The 22,294-nt window shown below is 51.9% G+C and carries 18 protein-coding genes and 1 pseudogene; 5 read left to right on the plus strand and 14 right to left on the minus strand.

The genetic code is table 11. The features are described 5' to 3' along the window. Positions 1 to 91 precede the first annotated feature (91 nt). Positions 92 to 1,000, plus strand: a complete 909-nt coding sequence (locus OGY06_RS21660; RefSeq protein WP_286605939.1) for a LysR family transcriptional regulator — start codon at positions 92 to 94, stop codon at positions 998 to 1,000. Here OGY06_RS21660 and rihC read toward each other — a convergent pair whose 3' ends face one another. From rihC to OGY06_RS21695, 7 genes and pseudogenes are all read right to left on the minus strand, one after another. Next, positions 1,001 to 1,915, minus strand: a complete 915-nt coding sequence (gene rihC / locus OGY06_RS21665) for a ribonucleoside hydrolase RihC (RefSeq protein WP_126319298.1) — start codon at positions 1,913 to 1,915, stop codon at positions 1,001 to 1,003. A 66-nt stretch (positions 1,916 to 1,981) separates the two neighbouring features. Continuing rightward, positions 1,982 to 2,932 (minus strand): 4-hydroxy-3-methylbut-2-enyl diphosphate reductase, encoded by a 951-nt coding sequence (ispH, locus tag OGY06_RS21670; protein ID WP_003018925.1) that lies wholly within the window; start codon positions 2,930 to 2,932, stop codon positions 1,982 to 1,984. Position 2,933: 1 nt separating this feature from the next. Then, positions 2,934 to 3,383 (minus strand): FKBP-type peptidyl-prolyl cis-trans isomerase, encoded by a 450-nt coding sequence (gene fkpB / locus OGY06_RS21675; RefSeq protein ID WP_003829721.1) that lies wholly within the window; start codon positions 3,381 to 3,383, stop codon positions 2,934 to 2,936. Positions 3,384 to 3,500: 117 nt separating this feature from the next. Beyond that, positions 3,501 to 3,998 carry a signal peptidase II gene (gene lspA, locus OGY06_RS21680; RefSeq protein ID WP_003018932.1) on the minus strand — a complete coding sequence of 166 codons (498 nt, stop codon included), beginning with the start codon at positions 3,996 to 3,998 and terminating at the stop codon, positions 3,501 to 3,503. Further along, complete coding sequence (gene ileS / locus OGY06_RS21685; protein ID WP_003829724.1) at positions 3,998 to 6,814, minus strand: isoleucine--tRNA ligase; 2,817 nt, start codon at positions 6,812 to 6,814, stop codon at positions 3,998 to 4,000. Before ileS ends, lspA begins: the two co-directional genes overlap by 1 nt. A gap of 37 nt (positions 6,815 to 6,851) precedes the next feature. Beyond that, the gene (ribF, locus tag OGY06_RS21690) at positions 6,852 to 7,790 is read right to left on the minus strand and encodes a bifunctional riboflavin kinase/FAD synthetase (protein ID WP_003829725.1); all 939 of its coding nucleotides are present in this window, start codon (positions 7,788 to 7,790) and stop codon (positions 6,852 to 6,854) included. 7 nt (positions 7,791 to 7,797) lie between these two features. After that, positions 7,798 to 8,013 (minus strand): annotated as a pseudogene (locus OGY06_RS21695) (DUF2575 domain-containing protein). 105 nt (positions 8,014 to 8,118) lie between these two features. Here OGY06_RS21695 and rpsT point away from each other — a divergent pair. Then, positions 8,119 to 8,382, plus strand: coding sequence for a 30S ribosomal protein S20 (gene rpsT, locus OGY06_RS21700; protein WP_003018940.1), 264 nt, complete (start codon positions 8,119 to 8,121; stop codon positions 8,380 to 8,382). A gap of 58 nt (positions 8,383 to 8,440) precedes the next feature. On the opposite strand, the gene nhaR is transcribed toward rpsT, so the two are convergent. Continuing rightward, complete coding sequence (nhaR, locus tag OGY06_RS21705; protein ID WP_003829732.1) at positions 8,441 to 9,340, minus strand: transcriptional activator NhaR; 900 nt, start codon at positions 9,338 to 9,340, stop codon at positions 8,441 to 8,443. Between the two features lie 38 nt (positions 9,341 to 9,378). Continuing rightward, positions 9,379 to 10,545, minus strand: coding sequence for a Na+/H+ antiporter NhaA (nhaA, locus tag OGY06_RS21710; RefSeq protein WP_003829733.1), 1,167 nt, complete (start codon positions 10,543 to 10,545; stop codon positions 9,379 to 9,381). A 248-nt stretch (positions 10,546 to 10,793) separates the two neighbouring features. Here nhaA and OGY06_RS21715 point away from each other — a divergent pair, with 248 nt between their 5' ends. After that, positions 10,794 to 14,123 (plus strand): DEAD/DEAH box helicase, encoded by a 3,330-nt coding sequence (locus OGY06_RS21715; RefSeq protein WP_286605940.1) that lies wholly within the window; start codon positions 10,794 to 10,796, stop codon positions 14,121 to 14,123. 68 nt (positions 14,124 to 14,191) lie between these two features. Here OGY06_RS21715 and dnaJ read toward each other — a convergent pair whose 3' ends face one another. Next, entirely contained in the window at positions 14,192 to 15,325 is a 1,134-nt protein-coding gene (gene dnaJ / locus OGY06_RS21720) for a molecular chaperone DnaJ (protein WP_003829737.1), read from the minus strand. An 85-nt stretch (positions 15,326 to 15,410) separates the two neighbouring features. Further along, the gene (dnaK, locus tag OGY06_RS21725) at positions 15,411 to 17,333 is read right to left on the minus strand and encodes a molecular chaperone DnaK (RefSeq protein ID WP_003829739.1); all 1,923 of its coding nucleotides are present in this window, start codon (positions 17,331 to 17,333) and stop codon (positions 15,411 to 15,413) included. 383 nt (positions 17,334 to 17,716) lie between these two features. On the opposite strand from dnaK, the gene OGY06_RS21730 reads away from it, so the two are divergent. Then, positions 17,717 to 18,121 carry a DUF2541 family protein gene (locus OGY06_RS21730; RefSeq protein ID WP_123268673.1) on the plus strand — a complete coding sequence of 135 codons (405 nt, stop codon included), beginning with the start codon at positions 17,717 to 17,719 and terminating at the stop codon, positions 18,119 to 18,121. A 364-nt stretch (positions 18,122 to 18,485) separates the two neighbouring features. Then, positions 18,486 to 19,052, plus strand: coding sequence for an acetate uptake transporter (gene satP, locus OGY06_RS21735; RefSeq protein WP_003829744.1), 567 nt, complete (start codon positions 18,486 to 18,488; stop codon positions 19,050 to 19,052). 34 nt (positions 19,053 to 19,086) lie between these two features. Here the strand turns inward: satP and OGY06_RS21740 are convergent, their stop codons facing one another. The 3 genes from OGY06_RS21740 to tal form a co-directional block, all read right to left on the minus strand. After that, complete coding sequence (locus tag OGY06_RS21740) at positions 19,087 to 20,394, minus strand: MFS transporter (protein ID WP_197385304.1); 1,308 nt, start codon at positions 20,392 to 20,394, stop codon at positions 19,087 to 19,089. 124 nt (positions 20,395 to 20,518) lie between these two features. Further along, the gene (gene mog / locus OGY06_RS21745) at positions 20,519 to 21,106 is read right to left on the minus strand and encodes a molybdopterin adenylyltransferase (RefSeq protein ID WP_193134993.1); all 588 of its coding nucleotides are present in this window, start codon (positions 21,104 to 21,106) and stop codon (positions 20,519 to 20,521) included. A 110-nt stretch (positions 21,107 to 21,216) separates the two neighbouring features. Continuing rightward, positions 21,217 to 22,170 carry a transaldolase gene (gene tal / locus OGY06_RS21750; protein WP_286605941.1) on the minus strand — a complete coding sequence of 318 codons (954 nt, stop codon included), beginning with the start codon at positions 22,168 to 22,170 and terminating at the stop codon, positions 21,217 to 21,219. Positions 22,171 to 22,294 lie beyond the last annotated feature (124 nt).

Below are 22,294 nucleotides of genomic sequence, written 5' to 3' on the forward strand. Positions count from 1 at the left end.
ATTGCTCTCCTCTTGATGGGAAGAGTATATTCACTTTACTGACGGCGATAATCCTGCGCTGGTTCAATGCATCTTTGCCTGGTAAGCACAAATGAATCCTAACCTTCTTCCCGACCTTGCCACCTTTGTGTTGATTATCGACCAGGGGAGCTTCTCCGCTGCCGCCAAAGCCTCGGGGGCTACGCCTTCCGCTATTAGCCGCAGCGCTTCACGCCTCGAGAAGGCGTTGGGCAGTAAGCTGCTGCACCGTACGACGCGCAAGTTGGCGCTCAGCGAAACGGGCAAAATTGTGTATGCACACGCGCAGGAAATGCTGCATGCGGCACAAATGGCTGTCGACTCAGGCAGCAGTCGACAAACCATCGCGCAAGGGCAACTGACCCTCAGCGTGCCGAAAGCGGTGGGGCGATTTGTCATTCATCCGCTGATGGCCGAATTCTTTGCGCGCTACCCGCAAGTGGACGTCTGCCTTCGGCTGGAAGACCGGTATATGGATTTAATCGACGACGGCGTCGACCTTGCACTGCGCATCAGCCAGTCGCCCTCCCCGGGCCTGTACGGGAAACCGCTGATGCCGGTCAGTCATGTGATATGCGCAACCCCCGAATACTTACGCAAGCACGGTACGCCCGAGCATCCGCAGGCACTGCGCGAGCATAGCTGTATCAGTCTTGGCGAGACACCTGCGGATTCACGTTGGAAGTTTCGACGCGGTGAGCGCATGGAGACCATTCAGACTTATGGCCGTTACGCCGCCAACCACACCGGTGTGCGTCTGGACGCGGTAAAAAAGGATCTGGGAATCGGCAGCCTGCCACTGTTCACCGCCAGCGAGGCACTCGCCAATGGCGAGATTGTCCAGGTTCTGCCAGAATGGGAATTTATCAGCGACTACAGCGGGGAACTGTGGCTGCTATGGACGCGCAATCAACATATGCCCGCCAGAATGCGGGCGATGATTGATTATCTCAGTGAGAAGGTGCCGTTGCACAACACCTGATTACAGCGCGCGGGCAAATACCTCTGCCACCCACTGCTGGAAACCTTCAACGTTCAGGCCCAGCGCAACCTGCGCATTTGCCGGATGCCCCAGGCGCCCTTCGATGTCCACCACCGTCGTACCCGAGGTATATTCGCCCTGGGTTTCAACCGCCACGAAACACGACTGCAGGGTAAACAGTTCCGGGCGCACCAGCCAGGCAATAGCGCACAGATCGTGCATTCGCAGCCCCGTATTCATACTGCCGCTACGGTAATGGCTAAACAGCGCATGCAGCATTTTCCCCGTCTGGTTAAGCTGGGGGAGCGTCGCCAGATAGTCCGGGGCGAGCATAGCCTGATTAGTGACATCCAGCCCACACATCACAATCTCCAGCCCACTCTGGAAGACTTTCGCGGCGGCCTCGGGATCGATAGCAATATTAAACTCGGCGTTGGGTGTGAAGTTCCCGCGCCCGGCAGAGCCGCCCATAATCACCAGACGCTGAATGTTGAATACGCATTCAGGATAATGAGTCAGCAGCAGCGCAATGTTGGTCAGCGGGCCAATCGCTACAAGCGTCACGGGCTGCGGGGCATGCATCAACGCATCGCGAATCGCCTGGAAAGCGGGTTTTGCCATCGCCTGGCGGTCGTGTTCGACAAATTCATACCCTTCCATACCGGACTCGCCGTGCACGGAAGCGGCATCACGCAGCGGCCGCACCAGCGGCATTGATGCCCCCTGCGCCAGCGGAACATCCGCATTCCAGAAGTGCAGCAACTGCAACGCATTACGGGTGGTTTTTTCCACCGAAACATTGCCTGCTACCGTGGTCATCAGTTGCAGATCCAGCTCAGGGGCAAACAGCGCGGCGGCAATGGCGGCGGCATCATCAATGCCGGGATCGGTATCAAGAATGATCGGTAAGCGCATGGTTTCTCCATAAAAAAATGCCAGACGTTAAGTCTGGCATCTTCTCATAATCGTAACCGAAAAGACTTACTCTACTTCACGAACATCCACACGCAGCTCTTTCGGCACTTCGAAAACGATGTTCTCTTCGCGGCCTTCCAGTGGGATCGCTTCCCCACCGCCAAGCTCTTGCAGGCGAGCAATCACATTTTGCACCAGGATATCCGGCGCCGAGGCTCCGGCCGTCACGCCCACACACTTCGCTTCTTTCACCCACGCTTCCTGGATGTCGGTCGCATCGTCAATCAAATACGCAGCTTTCCCCATGCGCTGGGCCAGTTCAGCCAGACGGTTGGAGTTAGAGGAGTTCTTAGAGCCGACCACCAGCACAACATCAGCCTGTTCCGCCAGCGCGCGAACCGCTTCCTGACGGTTGGTGGTGGCATAACAGATATCGTCTTTGCGCGGCCCGACAATTTTCGGGAAGCGTTGACGCAGCGCATCAATAACGTCAGAAGTGTCGTCAACGGAAAGCGTTGTCTGTGTCATGAAGGATAATTTTCCTTCATTTTTCACATTGAGTTTCAGCACATCATCCGGTGATTCAACCAGATACATTCCCCCTTGCGGGTTGCTGTACTGACCCATTGTGCCTTCAACTTCCGGGTGCCCGGCGTGACCAATCAGAATGGATTCTTCACCACGACGGCTGGCGCGGGCAACTTCCATATGCACTTTCGTTACCAACGGACAGGTTGCATCAAAAACCGTGAGGTCGCGGCCTTTGGCTTCGTTACGCACCGCCTGAGACACGCCGTGAGCGGAAAAAATCAGGATCGCGCCATCCGGCACTTCGCTGATTTGCTCAATAAAAATAGCGCCGCGCTCGCGCAGGCTATCCACCACATAGCGGTTATGCACCACCTCGTGACGGACATAAATCGGCGCGCCATAAATAGCCAGCGCGTTTTCCACAATGCTGATAGCGCGGTCTACGCCAGCGCAAAAACCGCGCGGGTTGGCCAACAGGATCTGCATTTTACGCCTCCAGTGCCGGTTCGATTTCCAGCACTTCAATATCAAAATGAACGGTATGCCCGGCCAGCGGATGGTTGAAATCAACCGTGATCGAGTCACCGTTGATTTCGCGGATCACACCAGGCATCTCACTGCCGTCCATTGCGGTAAAGAGCATGATAGCGCCAATTTCTGGCTCGCCCGCGTCCATAAATTCCCGACGCGAGAAATACTGAATTAAGTCCGGGCTTGACACGCCAAAGGCGGCATCCGGTTCCAGAGCAAAAGTGGTTTTATCACCTTCTTTTAGCCCCAGCAGGTGTTGTTCCAGTCCTTCAGACAGAGAACCGTCACCCAGGCGAAACAGCGCAGGCTTGCCGTTATTGCGGGTTGACTCTGCGGTTGAGCCATCGTCGAGCTTAAGGGTGAAGTGCACCAGCACCGCACTGTTACTCTGTACTGATTTAGACATGCAGGTTGCTCTTTAAAATTGCTGCCGCCTGTTTGCCCGGTGGCGCTACGCTTACCGGGCAAACAAGCATCGCAGTATATTGTAGGCCGGATTAGCATAGCGCCATCCGGCATTTTTTTATGCGGCTTTTTTCTCTTTCGACGGCAGGAAGCCTTCGAGCACAATCAATGCCGCGCCGATACAGATAGCAGTATCGGCCAGATTGAAGGTCGCGAAATGCCAGTCGCCGACGTAAAAGTCAATCATATCAACCACGAAGCCGTGCCACAGGCGGTCGAACAAGTTGCCCAGCGCACCGCCAATGATTAACGCATACGCGATGTTGTTCAGCTTCTGCGTCGCCTTCGAGCGATACATCATCACCATCAGGATGACGCAAATACCGATGGCGATGCCGGCAAAGAACCAACGTTGCCAGCCGCCGCTGTCAGCTAAGAAGCTAAACGCCGCACCGTAGTTACGCGCGTAGTGCAGATTAAGCGACGGAAACAGCGACACCGTATCCCCCAGAGCAAAGTTCTGGAGGATCAGGTATTTGCTGCCTAAATCGATAATCAGCACGACTACCACCAGCCACAGCCAGCGTAGTCCTGTTGAACAAAGAGGCTTACTCATCAGGCAAACTTACGTTGTTCGCCATCACCGGCGATGTTGCTGACACAGCGTCCGCAGATATCTGCATGTTCCGCCACCTGGCCGACGTCGGTAGTGTAATGCCAGCAGCGCGGGCATTTCTCACCTTCGGCTTTGCTCAGTACGATTTTCAGACCTTTGAGCAGTTCGCTCTGCTGAGCATCAGCAGGAGCCGCTGCATAATCCGCAACCGTCGCACCAGAGGTCAGCAGTACAAAACGCAACTCTTCGCCCAGCGCGGTCAGTTTCGCCGCCAGCTCAGGTTCAGCGTACAGGGTCACTGCCGCTTCCAGAGAACCACCGACTTTCTTATCCGCACGTGCCTGTTCGATGACTTTGTTCACTTCGCCACGCACTTTCAGCAGCTCGTCCCAGAAGGCATCGTTCATCGCCTCGGTTTCGCCTAAGCCAAACAGACCTTCGTACCATTCACCGGTAAAGACATACTTCTCACGATCGCCCGGCAGGTAGCCCCAGATTTCATCGGCGGTGAAGGACATGATCGGCGCCATCCAACGAACCAGCGCTTCAGCGATATGGAACAGCGCAGTCTGGCAGCTACGACGCGCCACGCTGTCCGCTTTCGCGGTGTACTGACGGTCTTTGATGATGTCGAGGTAGAACGAACCCATTTCGACGGAGCAGAAGCGCATCAGGCGCTGTACCACCTCGTGGAAGTCATAGGCTTCATAGGCTTTCAGGATTTCGTCCTGCGCCGCTTGCGCACAACCTACCGCCCACCTGTCCAGAACCACCATCTCTTCCGGTTTCACCATGTCTTTTACCGGATCGAACCCGTTCAGGTTCGCCAGCAGGAAGCGCGCGGTGTTACGGATACGACGATAGCTGTCGGCAGCACGTTTCAGAATTTCGTCAGAAACGGCCATTTCACCGGTATAGTCGGTTGAAGCCACCCACAGACGTAGAATATCCGCGCCCAGTTTGTTCATCACATCCTGCGGAGAAACGGTGTTACCGATAGACTTGGACATCTTACGGCCCTGACCATCAACGGTGAAACCGTGGGTCAGTACCTGGCGATAAGGTGCTTTGCCTTTCATGGCGGTGGAGATCATCAGAGATGACATGAACCAGCCACGGTGCTGGTCAGAGCCTTCCAGATACATATCTGCCGCATGGCCCGCAAACTCAGGACGCACGTCCACGACGGAGGAGTGGGTTGAACCAGAGTCGAACCATACGTCCAGCGTATCCGGGACTTTGACATACTGGTCAGCTTCGTCGCCGAGGATATCTTTCGGATCGAGATCCCACCACGCCTGGATGCCGTCAACTTCAACGCGTTTAGCCACTTCTTCCATCAGTTCGATAGCGCGCGGATGCAGCTCTTCGGTGTCTTTGTGAACAAACAGAGACATCGGCACACCCCACGTACGCTGACGAGAGATACACCAGTCAGGACGGTTAGCAACCATCGATTCAATACGCGCCTGGCCCCAGTCCGGGATCCACTGCACGCCTTTGATCTCTTTCAGCGACTGTGCGCGCAGGCCTTTTTGATCCATGCTGACGAACCACTGTGGGGTCGCGCGGAAGATGATCGGTGACTTGTGACGCCAGCAGCATGGGTAGCTGTGCTGCATCTTCTCAACGTGCAGCAGCGCACCTTTTTCGCTCAGCAGCGCAACGATTTTGTCGTTGGCTTTAAAGACGTTCACGCCGTCCAGATCCGGATAGGTACCCGCCAGGTATGCGCCGTCCGGGCCAACCGGGTTAGCGATTTCCAGACCGTATTTCTGGCTGATGACGTAGTCATCCGGACCGTGACCGCCAGCGGTATGAACCGCACCGGTACCCGCATCCAGCGTAACGTGATCGCCAAGGATAGCCGGTACATCGAAGCCCATAAACGGATGGGTAAAGCGCAGCAGTTCCAGCTCAGCGCCTTTAACGGTGCCGAGAATGGTGTATTCAGCCGCGCCAATACGCTGCATAACGCTTTCAACCAGATCTTTCGCCAGAATCACAGCCTGGCCGTCAATCTGCACCAGCGCATAGTCAAAATCAGGTGCCAGAGAGATTGCGCGGTTCGCCGGTAACGTCCACGGGGTAGTGGTCCAGATAACCAGAGAGATCGGGCCGTTGACGTCAGAAACGCCAAATTTCGCTTTCACCGCATCCTGATCGGCAGCGTGGAACGCTACGTCGATGGACGGGGAGGTTTTGTCATAATACTCAACTTCCGCTTCCGCCAGCGCGGAACGGCAGTCAACGCACCAGTGCACCGGCTTCGCACCTTTGTGCAGGTGACCGTTACCGATGATTTTACCCAGCGCACGAATGATGTTGGCTTCGGTTTTGAAGTCCATGGTCAGGTACGGATGCGACCAGTCGCCCAGTACGCCAAGACGGATAAAGTCTTTACGCTGACCGTCAACCTGGGTCGCTGCGTATTCGCGGCACTTGGCACGGAACTCAGCGGCGGTAAACTTCTCGCCCGGTTTGCCGTATTCCTGCTCTACTTTCAGCTCGATCGGCAGACCGTGGCAGTCCCAGCCCGGAACGTAAGGCGAGTCATAACCCGTGAGTCCTTTGGACTTCACGATAATGTCTTTCAGAATCTTGTTAACCGAGTGACCAATATGAATGCTGCCATTCGCATAAGGAGGGCCATCATGCAGAATGAAGGTTTTTTTGCCTTTTTTGGCCGCACGAATGATGCCGTACAGGTCATCATCAGTCCAACGCGCCAGCATTCCCGGTTCGCGCTTGGCGAGATCGCCGCGCATCGGGAACCCTGTTTCCGGCAAATTCAGGGTTGATTTATAGTCACTCATCAGATTCTCGGTTCCGTATTTAAAACTCGTATAGGCATTAAGCCGGTTTTGTTAGCCCAAAAAATTCACGGGCAGTCAACTCATCACGCGCAATCTGCGCTTTTAGCTCATCCAGCGAGGCAAATCGCTGTTCGCTGCGTATTTTTTTACGCAGTACTACATCTATATGGCGACCATACAGGTCCATTACAACGTCCAATAGATGCACTTCCAACTGTTGGCGTACGCCTGCTACCGTCGGGCGGGTGCCGATGTTGGCGACGCCGGGTAAAGGTTTGTCACCCAGTCCCATCACTTCAACTGCATAAACCCCTTTCACCGGAGAAACCTGGCGACGCAGCGGTAAGTTTGCCGTCGGAAAACCGATGGTGCGCCCTAATTCATCACCGTGAACGACACGTCCTGAGATAGTAAAAGGATGCCCAAGCAGGCTTTCGGCCAGTTGCAGGTTATCTTCTGCCAGCGCCTGACGTACCGCGGTGCTGCTAATGCGCACACCGCCTTCGCAGAAGGTTTGGGTGCTGGTGATATCAAAACCATACTCAGCGCCCGCTTCCTGTAATAACAAGAAATCGCCCGCACGGCTAGCGCCAAAGCGGAAATCATCACCAACGGCAAGAAATTGTACACCAAGGCGCTTAACCAGCAGATCGCTGATGAAGGTCTGCGCCGTTAATGCCGCAAAGCGCCTGTCAAAACGCACGCACAGCACGTAGTCCACGCCGCATTCCGCCAGATAACGCAGTTTTTCGCGCAGGCGAGTGAGGCGCGCAGGTGACTTGTCGGTCGCAAACAGCTCTAGCGGCTGCGGCTCGAAAATCATCACCATCACCGGTAAATTGCGTTTGCGCCCTTCTTCCCGTAAACCCTGCAGCAACGCACGGTGACCACGGTGCACGCCGTCGAAATTACCAATAGTCAGCACACACCCATGCGGGGCCTGACTGAGATTATGTATGCCTCGTATCAGCTTCATGTCTGGCTCAAAACAGTGAAAATCGTGAAAGTATACCCTGTACCGCGGTCAACGTTAACCGGCGATTGTTTCTACGAAACAGAAAGAGGATTGTTTTCATTGTTATGAAACAAATTGCAGACCTTCACGGGCACGCCAATGCAATTTTTCTCGTGGAAAAGCTGTATTCACGCCACGCAAGCTGGTAGAATCCTGCGCCATCACTACGCAACGAGTGCTGCAATTTAAACGGCGCTTATTTGCACAAATCCATTGACAAAAGAAGGCTAAAAGGGCATATTCCTCGGCCTTTGAATTGTCCATATAGAACACATTTGGGAGTTGGACCTTGGCTAATATCAAATCAGCTAAGAAGCGCGCCGTTCAGTCTGAAAAGGCCCGCAAGCACAACGCTAGCCGTCGCTCTATGATGCGTACTTTCATCAAGAAAGTATACGCAGCTATCGAAGCTGGCGACAAAGCTACTGCACTGAAAGCATTTAACGAAATGCAACCAATCGTGGACCGTCAGGCTGCTAAAGGTCTGATCCACAAAAACAAAGCTGCACGTCATAAAGCAAACCTGACTGCACAGATCAACAAACTGGCTTAATCGCCTGCTTGTTGTCGCTTTGTGAAAAAACCCGCGCAAGCGGGTTTTTTTATGTCTGTCATTTGTTCGTTGGCGTAAAGAGCGCCGAGTAGTCCGCATTGCAGATACGCTGCACCGCCGGATGCTGGATCATCCTTTCCGCAAATATGGCGTGATACTCTTCCATCACATTTTCTACGCGTCCAATTTCAACAATAGAATCATCGGCATAGAAATTGTGCGAATACAGCGTAGGTGCAACAAAAATAGCATTATGCGTTGCCCCAAACGCTTTCATCAGCGCAGCGTCATCAAACTCACCGAGGATTTCGACATTCAATCCTTGTGAGTTGATCCAGTTCAGCAGCTTACGTCCGAGCATCGAACGGCGCCCTGGGATCAGCAACCGACGCTCCTCAAGGCAGGCCGGGAATGGTTTTTCAGGCAGCGGTTTGGTGCACCAAAAACTCACGCTGCACTCGCCTATCCGCACTGAGAACAACCCTTCCTGCTGCGTAGAATCGATCGGGCAGTCGGAGATGATCATATCCAGCTTATGTTGGCTGAGTTGATCCAACAGCATCTCATGCGTTGATTCAAAACAACGCAGATGGATTTGTTCATCTTCAACCACAGCGGCATCCAGTACGCTACTGACCAACTGCTTCGATAGCGCATCCGCCACGCCGACATCGAACAGCAAATTAGACTCTTTGCGGTAGTTCACGATATCCAGCATTTCCTGGCTTAAGGTGAACATCTTATCCGCGTAACGAAAAACCAATTCGCCTAACTCACTGGGCTCCAGCCCACGCCCCTTCCGCTTAAACAATTTTCCCTGTAAGCGTTCCTCAAGCGCTTTAATCTGCCCGGTAATGGTCTGCGGTGTCAGATAAAGCGCTTCTGCTGCACCAACCACTGACCCTTCTTTATAGACATGCCAAAAGTAGTACAGATGGTTGTAATTTATATGAGACATACTCTCTCCCTGAAAATTGTCACGAAAGGGTTATCCCGTCAGGCTGATGCGTTCAACCGGGCACGTAACCAGCAGTAACCTATCACTGCCGACAACAAGGAGCCGATCAGGATCCCCAGTTTTGCCCAGTTAATCAGCTCAGGATCGACGTTGCCAAACGCCAGGCTGGCAATAAAAATCGACATCGTAAAGCCAATGCCGCAAAGAATACCGACCGCCATAATCTGCTGGAAATTCGTTCCTTCCGGCAATTGCGCCACCTTGAGGCGTAACGCCAGCCAGCAAAACAGACTGATACCCAACGGTTTGCCGATCAACAGGCCGGCAATGATCCCCAGCGGTAATATCGAGGTCAGTCCATCAATAGTGACGCCCTGCAGTGAAACGCCTGCGTTAGCGAAGGCAAACAGTGGCAGGATCAGGTATGCCACCCATGGATGCAGAACATGCTCCAGTCGCTTCGCCGGTGAACGTCCGTGTTTTTCCTTCAATGGAATGAAGAAGCCCACGATCACGCCCGCCAGTGTTGCATGCACGCCAGACTTCAGTACGGCAGTCCACAGCACTACGCCGACCAGAATATAAATACCGGTGCGTCTCACTCCGCACAGATTCAATGCCGCCAGAACGAGGATCGCGCACGCGGCAACGCCCAGCGACAGCAGCGAGAGATCGCTGGTATAGAACAGTGCGATGATGACGATAGCGCCGAGGTCATCAATAATCGCCAGCGCCATCAGGAAGATTTTCAACGCCAGTGGTACACGACTGCCCAACAACGCCAGCACACCTAACGCAAAAGCGATATCCGTTGCCGCCGGGATCGCCCACCCTTCACGGGTGATGGGATCGGCATAGTTGAATGCCAGGTACAGCAGCGCCGGGACAATCATGCCCCCGATAGCAGCAATGATCGGGAACGCCGCCTGACGCAGACTGGCCAGCGAACCTTGCATTAACTCGCGCTTTACTTCCAGACCAATCAACAGGAAGAACACCGCCATCAACGCGTCGTTGATCCACAGCAGCATATTTTTGTTGATCTCAAGCGCGCCAACCCGCAGTTGAACGGGCGTTTCCAAAAAGGCGTGGTACCATCCGCTGGTAACCCCGATATTTGCCATCAGCATAGCGACCACGGCTGCGATGATCAGAATGATGCCCCCCGAGGCGTCACTACTAAAAAAACGATGCAGATGTTTCACTTTTATTCTCTCTATTGGGTGAATACTTCGTAAATACTATCTTACACCCTCAAAAAGCTCGTTAAAATTAGATTATTCATTATGGATAGATCGGATTTTACGAGTAAAAATTTCAGCAATCATCAAGATGTTCTGCCTGTGCCATTACCGCCAGAGAGAATGATTCCTCCTCTCAGATCTTCAAAAATTCTTGGATCAGAGTATTCTCGTATTCATTGATATATTGGGATAATAATCAAAGAGCTAAGATGGACTCGACACCTCTCCCGCAAGAAATATTGAGAACCTGGCAACGCATAGAATTTTTTCAGCCTTATACGCTTGAAAGAAAAGATAAAAGCCTGCTGATCCCACTAAAAAAACTCATTACATTAGGTGATGCTTCACTTCCGTGGCATTCAGAGAAATTACGCCAGCAATATGACATTCCGCCGAAGGCATCATTTATTGTTCACTTAGGGCTATTTGAGAAAAATATCGTCAGCCGTATTAGTCAGGAGGTTCTTGGAACAAATGAGGAAAATGACGACGAATGCGAACAGCGCTTGGATCAGGAAGGGACAACCTGTTTTGCTAAGATGCAGTTGAACGGAGAAGGTGTACCCACGAGAGATAAACTGTCGGTAAGTTCGCTACCCTGGGCGTTGGGCCATCTTAAAAAACGTCAATTCCACAAACTCGACTCATCAGTCTTCGCGGTCGATTGTATGCATCTTGCCGATACATTCAATGATTTCTGCGTTACGTTAGAGCCCGTAAGGGAAAAAGGCCCGGGAGTATTGCGCGCAAGCAATATTCTCACGCTGCTCGACACTCATTTAACATCATGGGCGGACTTTGCACCTGAATGGCAATATGCAATACAAATTGACTGGTTTAACGGCAACAATGAGAGCCAGGACACGGAACAAGAAGAAGCTAGCGAAACGGAAGACCTCATAAGCGACAATGAAAAGGCATTAGTACTTCCCATCTTAAATAGCTTCTTTTTTGAGGATATTGAAGATGCAATGTCATCATTGGAAGACACTCGATGCCGAACACTCAATACTTACCTCACTCACCTTATTCACAGAAACCCGGATCTCTATTCTCAGAAAGGACTAACAGCCATTATCGATAAGCTGCATCCGACTAAAATGCCTCTGGGGCGTTGGCCTTCAGAGCCAGAGCACGCGATGTCATTAATGCAGCAGTTTGCAATTAACACGGCGGTAGAAGAGCTTGCTGAAGGTGGATTACTATCAGTAAATGGGCCTCCGGGAACGGGGAAAACGACGTTGCTGCGTGATTTAGTTGCGCATAATGTCGTTGAACGAGCGAGAGTCCTTGCGGGCTTCAGTAATGTGGAAGATACGCTGACCCATGAAGGCTTTATCGTCCCGGAGCTGACCGGTTTCGAAATGATTGTGGCCTCATCCAATAATGCAGCCGTAGAAAATATCTCTAACGAATTACCGCAAAAGAAATCGCTGGCCGAAGAATTTCGTTCTCTTGACTATTTGTCACCGACCGCAAATCAAGTTGCAGCAAAATCCCTGCCCAAATCTGCGCATAAAAGAGATAAAGATGGAAAAGGAACTGAGCGTAATTACCATCTCTTTCGTCCTCTTGCGACAGAAAAACAGTGTTGGGGATTAATTTCAGTAGCTCTTGGAAGAAAAACAAATCGTACAAAACTCGCCCAAAGACTACTGTTTGATGAGCATTTTTTACGCGACACATCAGTCGAAATGGCCAGACCGGACAACGAAAACTTTCTCAGCCTTTGGCGCTGGAAGTCTTGCCACAATAAACTCTCTTTTACCGCAGCAAAGCAGCATTTCATTCACTGCCTGAAAACAACAGAAGAGCTGCAAAAACAGTTAGCAGAATTAGCCGAACTGCTGGCAAAAAAACCTTACTGTTCATCTGATGTTTTGTCTTCGGACATGGCAAAAGCGGCAGTGCGATGTCAAGAGCGGCTTAGCGCACTTAAGGAATTTGAAGCTGAGCAGGACGTAATTGAAAAACAGATTCAGCATGCCAAGCAACAGCAAAAAATAGAAGAAGCCGATGCACCGGGCCTGCTGACTCGTTTGCTCAATCGTAAAAAGGTACAGACTTACCAGACATCATTACGTAACACACAACAGCATCTTTTAACGCTTAGCGCATCATTAATACACAAAACACAGCTCATTTCTGAACAGCGTAAACAACTGAATGAGGCAGACGCCCAAAAACGCCGCTTACAGCAAGAAATAGACAGGATTGCCCTGCTGCGCGAGGAAATAGAACAAAAATTGCGGGGCCTGAAGGATAAGTTTTCAGGAATAGCTCTACCTGATAGCCATAAACCCATCGATAATGCTGGCTTACAGCGCACCGCATTCTGGCAAAACGCTCAGATCAACCGCCAACGCTCACTGTTGTTTATGGCTGCGATGGATCTTCATCAAGCCTGGCTTTACGAGGCAATGGGGAGCGTTGATCGCTTTAGAGAAATGTTCCTGCTCCGCCTGAGGAATTTTTTAAATTCCCCTCATCTTGAGCCCACGCCACTCCCCTGGTGGCAAACGTTATGCATGTTTGTCCCGGTACTCTCTACAACCTTTGCCTCAGTGGGACGTATGCTGCATGGAGTAAAAGGCGGCGAGCTTGGCTGGGTAATGATCGATGAAGCTGGCCAGGCATCACCTCAACAGGCCGTCGGCGCTATATGGCGCGCCAAACGCGTACTCGTTGTGGGCGATCCGTTACAGATTGAGCCTGTATTCACCACCTCTCCATCACTGGTTAGGCACCTTTGTCAGGACCTTCTACACGAGCATGCTGAAAAGTGGAATCCAGAAAAGCTCTCAGTCCAACAGGTTGCCGATCGCGTCAATCATTGGGGCTGCAAATTAGAGATGATGAACAATAACATCTGGATTGGGATCCCATTATGGGTACATCGCCGTTGTATCGAACCCATGTTCAGTATTGCTAATAAACTGGCATACAATAACCGGATGATTCACGGGCTTGATACAGACAAAATCTGTAGCCGTCTTGTCAATGGCGAACTTGAAAACCACTGGTTGGTTTCAAGAGGCGGTTTGGGAGACAAGCAGTACCGAGATAGTCACGGTCAAAGCCTGATTACACTGCTGGACCGTCTACTCACGGAAAATATAGATCTGGGGTCTATTTACGTTATTACTCCATTCAAGGCTGTTAAATATGCTTTGTTGGAACTGATTGAACAAAGAGAGCTGGCCAGCTGGCAACAATACTCACCGCGACTAAAACATAAAGAAATTAAAGAGTGGCAAAAAAGCTGTGTTGGTACAGTCCATACTTTTCAGGGGAAAGAAAACGACATCGTTATTTTTGTTCTTGGATGTGATGTACACAATCGCGGCGGCGCAGAATGGGCTTCGAGCAAACCTAATCTTCTGAACGTGGCCCTTACCCGTGCTAAAAAACACATTTTTGTTATTGGAGACCCATTGGTATGGAAGACATTACCCGGATTTGCAAGTGTCGCACATACCTTGCCGGAGAAAGCAGAGACAAATATCGTTGTTGAACAGGTAAGCCTGGAGTGGAAGTGAGAACAGAACCAAAAATAAAAGCCTGAGATTTTCCAATTTCAGGCTTTTTAGAATATACGGCAGTAAGCTTAGCGCGTCAGATCGTCAAAGAACTTCTTCACACCGTCGAAGAAGCTTTTGGAGCGCGGACTGTTTTGTTCGCCGGTCGGACCGCCAAAGCTGTCCTGCAGATCTTTGAGCAGTTGCTTCTGCTTGTCGTTCAGGCCCACAGGGGTTTCAACCACCACGCGGCACAGCAGGTCGCCCTGAGCGCCACCGCGTACAGACTTGACGCCCTTTCCACGCATGCGGAAAAGTTTGCCAGTTTGCGTTTCGCCCGGAATTTTTAGCTTCACGCGACCGTCCAGCGTTGGGACTTCAATCTCGCCGCCCAGCGCTGCCATCGCAAAGTTAATCGGTACTTCGCAGTACAGGTTATTGCCTTCACGTTCGAAAATTGGGTGCTGTTTTACCTGCACCTGAACGTACAAATCACCTGCTGGCGCACCATGTTCACCGGCTTCACCTTCGCCCGCTAAACGAATACGGTCGCCGGTATCAACCCCTGCCGGGATCTTAACGGACAGCGTTTTGCTTTTCTCAACACGACCATGACCGTGGCATTTGTTGCACGGATCTTTGATCAGCGTACCGCGACCCTGGCAGTGTGGACAGGTCTGCTGTACGGCAAAAAAGCCCTGACGCATCTGTACCTGACCAGAACCATGACAGGTTGGACAGGTCTGCGGCTGAGTACCTGCCTTCGCACCGCTACCGTGGCAGACGTCACACTCTTCCAGAGTCGGAATACGGATCTCTTTGGTGACGCCACGCACGGCTTCTTCCAGAGTGAGATCCATGTTGTAACGTAAATCAGCACCACGTGAGGCGCGCTGACGACCACGACCGCCGCCAAAAATATCGCCAAACACGTCACCAAAGATATCGCTGAAGTCAGCCCCGCCGCCAAAACCGCCGCCACCGCCCATGCCGCCTTGCTCAAACGCAGCATGACCGTACTGATCGTAAGCCGCACGTTTTTGCGCATCGGTCAGGATTTCGTACGCTTCTTTGATCTCTTTAAACTTGGCTTCGGCCTCTTTATCACCCTGGTTGCGGTCCGGGTGAAATTTCATGGCCAGGCGCTTGTAGGCCTTTTTGATTTCACGCTCTTCCGCTGATTTGGAAACGCCTAAAATCTCGTAATAGTCTTGCTTAGCCATCTCTTTTTATCTGCCCCTAACATGCGTGCACGGGCGGAGAGGAAACCTCTTCGCCCGTGCCAGTAATTACCCGTTCAAAGGGCGATTATTTTTTGTCTTTCACTTCTTCAAACTCGGCGTCGACAACGTCGTCATCTTTCGCGTTGTTTGCAGAAGCATCAGCGCCTGCTGCGCCAGCCTGCTGCTGTGCGTGCTGCTGCTGAGCGATTTCCATCAGTTTCTGGGAAACCTGTGCCAGCGCCTGCATTTTCGCTTCGATATCCGCTTTGTCTTCGCCTTTCAGAGAAGTTTCCAGCGCGGTCAGTGCAGACTCGATGGCAGTTTTGTCATCAGCTGGCAGTTTGTCGCCTGCTTCTTCAACCTGCTTACGAGTGCTGTGCAGCAGATGGTCACCCTGGTTACGAGTCTGAACCAGCTCTTCAAACTTACGGTCAGATTCTGCGTTCGCTTCTGCTTCGCGAACCATTTTCTGAATTTCTTCTTCGTTCAGACCAGAAGAAGCCTTGATGGTGATCTTCTGCTCTTTACCGCTGTTTTTGTCTTTCGCGGAAACGTGCAGGATACCGTCGGCATCGATGTCAAAAGTAACTTCGATCTGCGGCATACCGCGCGGAGCCGGGCTGATACCATCCAGGTTAAACTGACCCAGATCTTTGTTATCAGCGGCGCGTTTACGTTCACCCTGCAGCACGTGGATGGTTACCGCAGACTGGTTGTCTTCAGCGGTAGAGAACACCTGGCTGTGCTTGGTCGGGATAGTGGTGTTTTTCGCGATCAGTGGAGTCATCACGCCACCCATGGTTTCGATACCCAGAGACAGCGGGGTAACGTCCAGCAGCAGCACGTCTTTCACATCACCGGTCAATACACCACCCTGAACGGCAGCACCGATTGCCACTGCTTCGTCCGGGTTAACGTCTTTACGCGGCTCTTTACCGAAGAACTCAGCAACTTTCTTCTGTACCATCGGCATACGAGTCTGACCACCGACCAGGATAACGTCCTGAACGTCGGAAACAGACAGACCAGCATCCTGCAGAGCAACTTTCAGCGGCTCGATAGAACGGTTAACCAGGTCTTCAACCAGGCTTTCCAGTTTCGCACGGGTCACTTTAATGTTCATGTGTTTCGGACCAGTCGCGTCTGCAGTAATGTACGGCAGGTTCACGTCGGTCTGCTGAGCGGAAGACAGTTCGATCTTCGCTTTCTCAGCGGCTTCTTTCAGACGCTGCATCGCCAGCGGATCATTACGCAGATCGATACCCTGATCTTTCTTAAATTCGTCAACCAGGTAGTTGATCATACGGCTGTCGAAGTCTTCACCACCCAGGTGGGTATCACCGTTGGTTGCCAGAACTTCGAAGGTTTTTTCGCCGTCAACTTCGTCGATTTCGATAATAGAGATATCGAAAGTACCACCACCGAGGTCATAAACCGCGATAGTACGGTTGCCAACTTCTTTATCCAGACCGTAAGCCAGTGCCGCTGCGGTCGGTTCGTTGATGATACGTTTTACTTCCAGACCTGCGATACGGCCAGCATCTTTGGTTGCCTGACGCTGAGCATCGTTGAAGTATGCAGGTACGGTGATAACCGCTTCAGTTACCGGTTCGCCCAGGTAATCTTCAGCCGTTTTCTTCATTTTTTTCAGCACTTCAGCAGAAATCTGCGGCGGTGCCATTTTCTGACCTTTTACATCAATCCATGCATCACCGTTGTCAGCACCGATGATTTTGTACGGCATGATGGCTTCATCACGCTGTACTTCTTCGTCCTGGAAGCGGCGGCCAATCAGGCGTTTAATCGCAAACAGGGTGTTTTGCGGGTTTGTCACTGCCTGACGTTTAGCCGGCTGACCAACCAGAGTTTCACCATCCTGGGTATAAGCAATGATAGAAGGCGTGGTGCGATCGCCCTCGGCGTTCTCCAGCACACGTGCAGTAGTGCCATCCATAATCGCTACACAAGAGTTGGTAGTACCCAGGTCGATACCAATAATTTTACCCATCTAAACGTCTCCACTAAAAATTCGGTCATCATGTGGTTGTGAATCTGTAATAAGGGCGAAACGTGCGGTTTCAACTACCCTGAATCGTTTTTTTTCAGACTCACCACTGCGGTTGTCTACAAGATGGGGTCGTAACCCACGTCATCAAGGGGGGCATGAAAATTTTTTTTAGCCTTGTGGCAATAAAATCACAGAAAAAAGGCTAAAAGATTAAAAAATGAATAGTTGCCAACCAGGATTAATTCGCACCACCAATTAAATAAATAAAGCCATTCATATAAAAATTGTAATAAAAAGAAAAGATTACGAGCATGAATCGTTTCTCCGACGGCGGTAAGATGGTCTGAAGTTACGCACTTTTGCAGCCGTCAAAGAGAAATTCCATGAAATCCGTGTTAACCCTTTCCACCAGCCTGCTTATGGGCCTGCTGCTGAGCAGCGCCGCGCACGCTAACGATCATAAAGTTCTGGGTATGATTGCGATGCCCCGCAACGCAACCAACGATCTCACGCTGAGAATTCCCGTTTGCCGGGTTGTAAAACGCATTCAGCTCACCGCCGATCGCGGCGATATTAAACTTAACGGCGCATCCGTCTACTTCAAAGCCGTACGCACTTCCAGCCAAAGCCTGAACGTCCCGTCATCCATTAAAGAGGGACAAACGACCAACTGGATCAATATTAATAGCGATAACGACAATAAACGCTGCGTGTCCAAAATCACCTTCTCAGGCCAGTCGGTAAACTCCTCTGACATGGCAACGCTGAAAGTTATTGGCGACGACTAATTCCGCACATTTTGATTCAGAAGCCATAGAAAACATGCGGGGCAGATACGCGGTTGATGCGAAAGCCTTTGAACTGGAATAACCACTGCCGCGCCCATGAAGCAGCGCCATCTGGCTATGGGTATTTCTCACCAGATCGTCCACCAAATCCCTCAGTTCCCGGTGGTACTTCAAATCGTCTGTCTTAGCAAAATGATCAACCATGCGTAAGCGTGATGCCCATCACAGGGAAAATAATTCATTTTCCCTTCGTTAGATCATAGACAGTGCCCTCTCCCCTGATTATCATGCCGCGCCCCGAAGACAGTGATCGTTATTTGGGGAAACTATTTCACCATTCAATCAATGATGATTTTGAGGAATTATGGGCAACACTAAGTTGGCTAATCCGGCACCGCTGGGCCTGATGGGCTTTGGCATGACCACCATTCTGCTTAACCTGCACAACGCGGGTTTCTTCGCCTTTGACGTTATTATTCTGGCGATGGGCATTTTCTACGGCGGTATCGCGCAAATATTTGCCGGTCTGCTGGAATATAAAAAAGGCAACACCTTCGGTTTAACCGCCTTTACCTCCTACGGTTCGTTCTGGCTGACGCTGGTTGCAATCCTGATCATGCCGAAAATGGGCCTGGCGGATGCAACCAATGGTCAGTTCCTGGGCGTGTACCTGGGTCTGTGGGGCGTGTTCACACTGTTCATGTTCTTTGGCACGCTGAAAGCTAACCGCGCGTTGCAGTTTGTCTTCCTGAGCCTGACAGTGCTGTTCGCACTGCTGGCGGTTGGCAACATTGCAGGTAACGAAGCGATCATTCACGTTGCTGGCTGGATTGGCTTAGTGTGTGGCGCAAGCGCCATTTACCTGGCGATGGGTGAAGTGCTGAACGAACAGTTTGGCCGTACCATCCTGCCGATCGGTGAAGCGCACTAAACTGACGCTATCCCCCCGAACGGGGGGATATTCCTTACAAGCGCTGTAACTCTCCCTGTACGCTCGTATCGCGATGATAAATATCCTGTCGCAGCCAAATCCCCAGACCTAACCCCACCAGCGATAACGCCAGCACATACCAGGCCGGAGCCATTGGCGACACGCTCATTAACATCGTCACGGCGATTGGCGTCAGACCACCAAAAATGGCGTACGACACGTTGTAAGAAAAGGAAATTCCGGTAAAGCGGACCTCTGCCGGAAACGCCCGCACCATCACATAAGGCACTGCTCCCACCACACCAACGCACACCCCTACCAGCCCGTATAACAAGAACAAGTGCTGAGGATGGCTGCCGGTCAGGTGATAGAAAAACCAGCTTGAACAGGCCAGCAGCAGGCTGCCGACAATAAAGGTTTTGCTGGCGCCGACCCGGTCGACAATAAACCCGGCCAGCAGACACCCGACGCACAGCATAATGGTGGCGACACTGTTGGCCTGTAACGTTAGCGCGGGTGCAAAACCATACTGCTTCTGCAACCAGACTGGCGACATCAGGATCACCACCACTATCCCGGCCGATAACAGCCAGGTCAGCAGCATGGAAATGACCACCGCTTTTTTATGTTTGCTCACCACCGACTTCACCGGTAGCTCTTGCGCCAGCGCTTTACGCTGCTGCATTTCGAGGAAGATGGGCGTTTCCTGCAACCAACGACGCAGGTACATCGCCACCAGCCCAAACACGCCCCCCAGCAGGAACGGGATACGCCAGCCGTAGTCATGCACCGCCTGCTGCGTCAGGCTGGTATTCACCAGAGTTGCGACCACCGATCCCAGCAGAATCCCCACCGTCAGCCCGGCGGTCAGCGTGCCACAGGCAATGCCGATGCGGCGCTCCGGTACGTGTTCCGCCACGAACACCCACGCGCCCGGCACTTCTCCGCCGATGGCAGCACCTTGCAAAATACGCATCATCAGTAACAGCAGCGGTGCGAGGATCCCCATTGAGGCGTAGGTAGGCAAAAGACCAATCGCCAGCGTCGGTATCGCCATCAGCAAAATGCTCAGGGTGAACATTTTCTTACGCCCGACCAGATCGCCAAAGTGCGCCATGATGATGCCACCCAGCGGACGCGCCAGATATCCGGCGGCAAAAATGCCAAAGGTTTGCACCTGACGTAGCCATTCAGGAATGTCTGCCGGGAAGAAGAGTTCGCCAACAACAGCGGCAAAGAAGACGAAGATAATGAAATCATAAAACTCAAGCGCACCGCCGAGGGCAGCAAGCGTAAGAGTTTTATAATCCTGGCGATTCAGCGGTCGAGTGTGTTGTGACATAGCAAACCATGAGTCAGTGGAGTTATTGAATCTGTCAGCCGATATATGTAAAGCAAAAATTACTATATCGTAAACAATTCAATACTCCACTGTCATTGGCACTTATGTCACGATCGGGCTACTTTCAGGCGTTTATATCGCGGATTGCGCTTTTAGGACGAAAAGATGCTACAACAGCCTGTGCGGTTTCCACATACGGCCCATCCAGCAACTGTATACAATACGGTACACTTGCAAATATACCCGGCACGATAACCTTACCGTCGGCATCTTTCACGCCTTCCAGCGTTTCTTTGATCGATTTCGGCTGCCCTGGCAGATTCAGGATCAACGCCTGTTTGCGAATCACACCAACCTGGCGGGAGAGAATAGCCGTTGGCACAAAGTGCAGGCTTATCTGGCGCATCTGCTCGCCAAAGCCCGGCATCTGGCGGTCGGCTACGGCCAGCGTGGCATCAGGCGTTACATCGCGGCGGGCCGGACCCGTTCCGCCGGTAGTCAGCACCAGATGACAGCTCATTTCATCCACCAGCTCACATAAGGTCTGTTCGATGATCGCCTGTTCATCCGGGATCAGTCGCGTTTGCAGCTCAAAAGGGGTGGTAAGGGCAGATGCCAGCCACTCTTCAAGGGCCGGGATGCCTTTATCCTGGTAAACGCCGCTGGAAGCACGGTCAGAAATGGAAACCAGGCCAATGCGTAAAGTATTCATGATTATTCCGTTTAAACAGTCTCGTTAAACAGAATGATACACTGCGAAGGGAAGGACAGACAGGTTTCAGAAGAGGTAGCGTGACCCCTGTCAGGGCCACGCGTTAATGATTACAGCAGATTGCCGATCATTTTTTCCAGTTTACCCTGGTCTACAGCAAACTTACGGATACCGTCCGCCAGTTTGTCTACAGCCATCGGATCCTGGTTGTGCTGCCACAGGAACTCAGCTTCAGTGATACGTGCAGGGCGCGCTTTCACTTCGCCGGAGAAGGACAGTTTACGTTCGATAGTGCCTTCGCTTTCCGCCAGCTCTTTCAGCAGTGCCGGAGCAATCGTCAGACGATCGCAGCCTGCCAGCTCAATGATTTCGCCGACGTTACGGAAGCTCGCACCCATCACCACGGTTTCGTAACCGTGCTGTTTGTAGTACTCGTAGATTTCCGTTACGGAAACCACACCCGGATCTTCTGCCGGTGCATACTCTTTCTTGTCAGTGTTGGCTTTGTACCAGTCCAGAATACGACCAACAAACGGAGAAATCAGGTATACGCCAGCTTCTGCACATGCGCGCGCCTGCGCGAAGGAGAACAGCAGAGTCAGGTTACAGTTGATACCTTCTTTTTCCAGCTGCTCAGCGGCACGGATGCCCTGCCAGGTTGAAGCCAGTTTGATCAGAATGCGATCGTTGCTGATGCCAGCATCGTTGTACATTTTGATCAGACGTTTTGCTTTCGCGATGGACGCGTCGGTGTCGTAGGACAGACGAGCGTCAACTTCAGTAGAAATACGACCCGGGACCAGTTTCAGGATCTCCAGACCGATATTTACTGCCAGTTTGTCGGTCGCGTCGACGATCTGCTGTGCGCGATCGTTGCTCTGCTGCTTAGCCCAGGCTACAGCATCATCAATCAGCTTGCGGTATTCTGGGATCTGCGCTGCGTTAAGAATGAGAGAAGGGTTAGTTGTGGCATCCTGAGGCTGATACAGCTTCATTGCCGCGATGTCTCCGGTGTCGGCCACTACTGTGGTGAACTGACGAAGGGAGGTCAATTTGTCCGTCATGATAGCGATTCTCTTTAAACAGCTTGTTAGGGGGATGTAACCGATCTTCCCTGATGATAGCACGACGCACTCTCAGCGCAACCGCCTGGATTGTCCGACCCGCTGCTCAGCCCTGATTACGCAT

The organism is Citrobacter sp. Cpo147, from assembly GCF_030332405.1.
GTDB lineage: Bacteria > Pseudomonadota > Gammaproteobacteria > Enterobacterales > Enterobacteriaceae > Citrobacter > Citrobacter portucalensis.

Bases quoted from the DNA above. Each gene is read 5' to 3' on its own strand.
- tal (WP_286605941.1), bottom strand. From the start codon at position 22,170: ATGACGGACAAATTGACCTCCCTTCGTCAGTTCACCACAGTAGTGGCC.
- mog (WP_193134993.1), bottom strand. From the start codon at position 21,106: ATGAATACTTTACGCATTGGCCTGGTTTCCATTTCTGACCGTGCTTCC.
- rihC (WP_126319298.1), bottom strand. From the start codon at position 1,915: ATGCGCTTACCGATCATTCTTGATACCGATCCCGGCATTGATGATGCC.
- nhaR (WP_003829732.1), bottom strand. From the start codon at position 9,340: ATGTCTCATATAAATTACAACCATCTGTACTACTTTTGGCATGTCTAT.
- dnaK (WP_003829739.1), bottom strand. From the start codon at position 17,333: ATGGGTAAAATTATTGGTATCGACCTGGGTACTACCAACTCTTGTGTA.
- satP (WP_003829744.1), top strand. From the start codon at position 18,486: ATGGGCAACACTAAGTTGGCTAATCCGGCACCGCTGGGCCTGATGGGC.
- OGY06_RS21740 (WP_197385304.1), bottom strand. From the start codon at position 20,394: ATGTCACAACACACTCGACCGCTGAATCGCCAGGATTATAAAACTCTT.
- ribF (WP_003829725.1), bottom strand. From the start codon at position 7,790: ATGAAGCTGATACGAGGCATACATAATCTCAGTCAGGCCCCGCATGGG.
- ispH (WP_003018925.1), bottom strand. From the start codon at position 2,932: ATGCAGATCCTGTTGGCCAACCCGCGCGGTTTTTGCGCTGGCGTAGAC.
- fkpB (WP_003829721.1), bottom strand. From the start codon at position 3,383: ATGTCTAAATCAGTACAGAGTAACAGTGCGGTGCTGGTGCACTTCACC.
- OGY06_RS21730 (WP_123268673.1), top strand. From the start codon at position 17,717: ATGAAATCCGTGTTAACCCTTTCCACCAGCCTGCTTATGGGCCTGCTG.
- ileS (WP_003829724.1), bottom strand. From the start codon at position 6,814: ATGAGTGACTATAAATCAACCCTGAATTTGCCGGAAACAGGGTTCCCG.
- OGY06_RS21660 (WP_286605939.1), top strand. From the start codon at position 92: ATGAATCCTAACCTTCTTCCCGACCTTGCCACCTTTGTGTTGATTATC.
- dnaJ (WP_003829737.1), bottom strand. From the start codon at position 15,325: ATGGCTAAGCAAGACTATTACGAGATTTTAGGCGTTTCCAAATCAGCG.
- lspA (WP_003018932.1), bottom strand. From the start codon at position 3,998: ATGAGTAAGCCTCTTTGTTCAACAGGACTACGCTGGCTGTGGCTGGTG.
- OGY06_RS21715 (WP_286605940.1), top strand. From the start codon at position 10,794: ATGGACTCGACACCTCTCCCGCAAGAAATATTGAGAACCTGGCAACGC.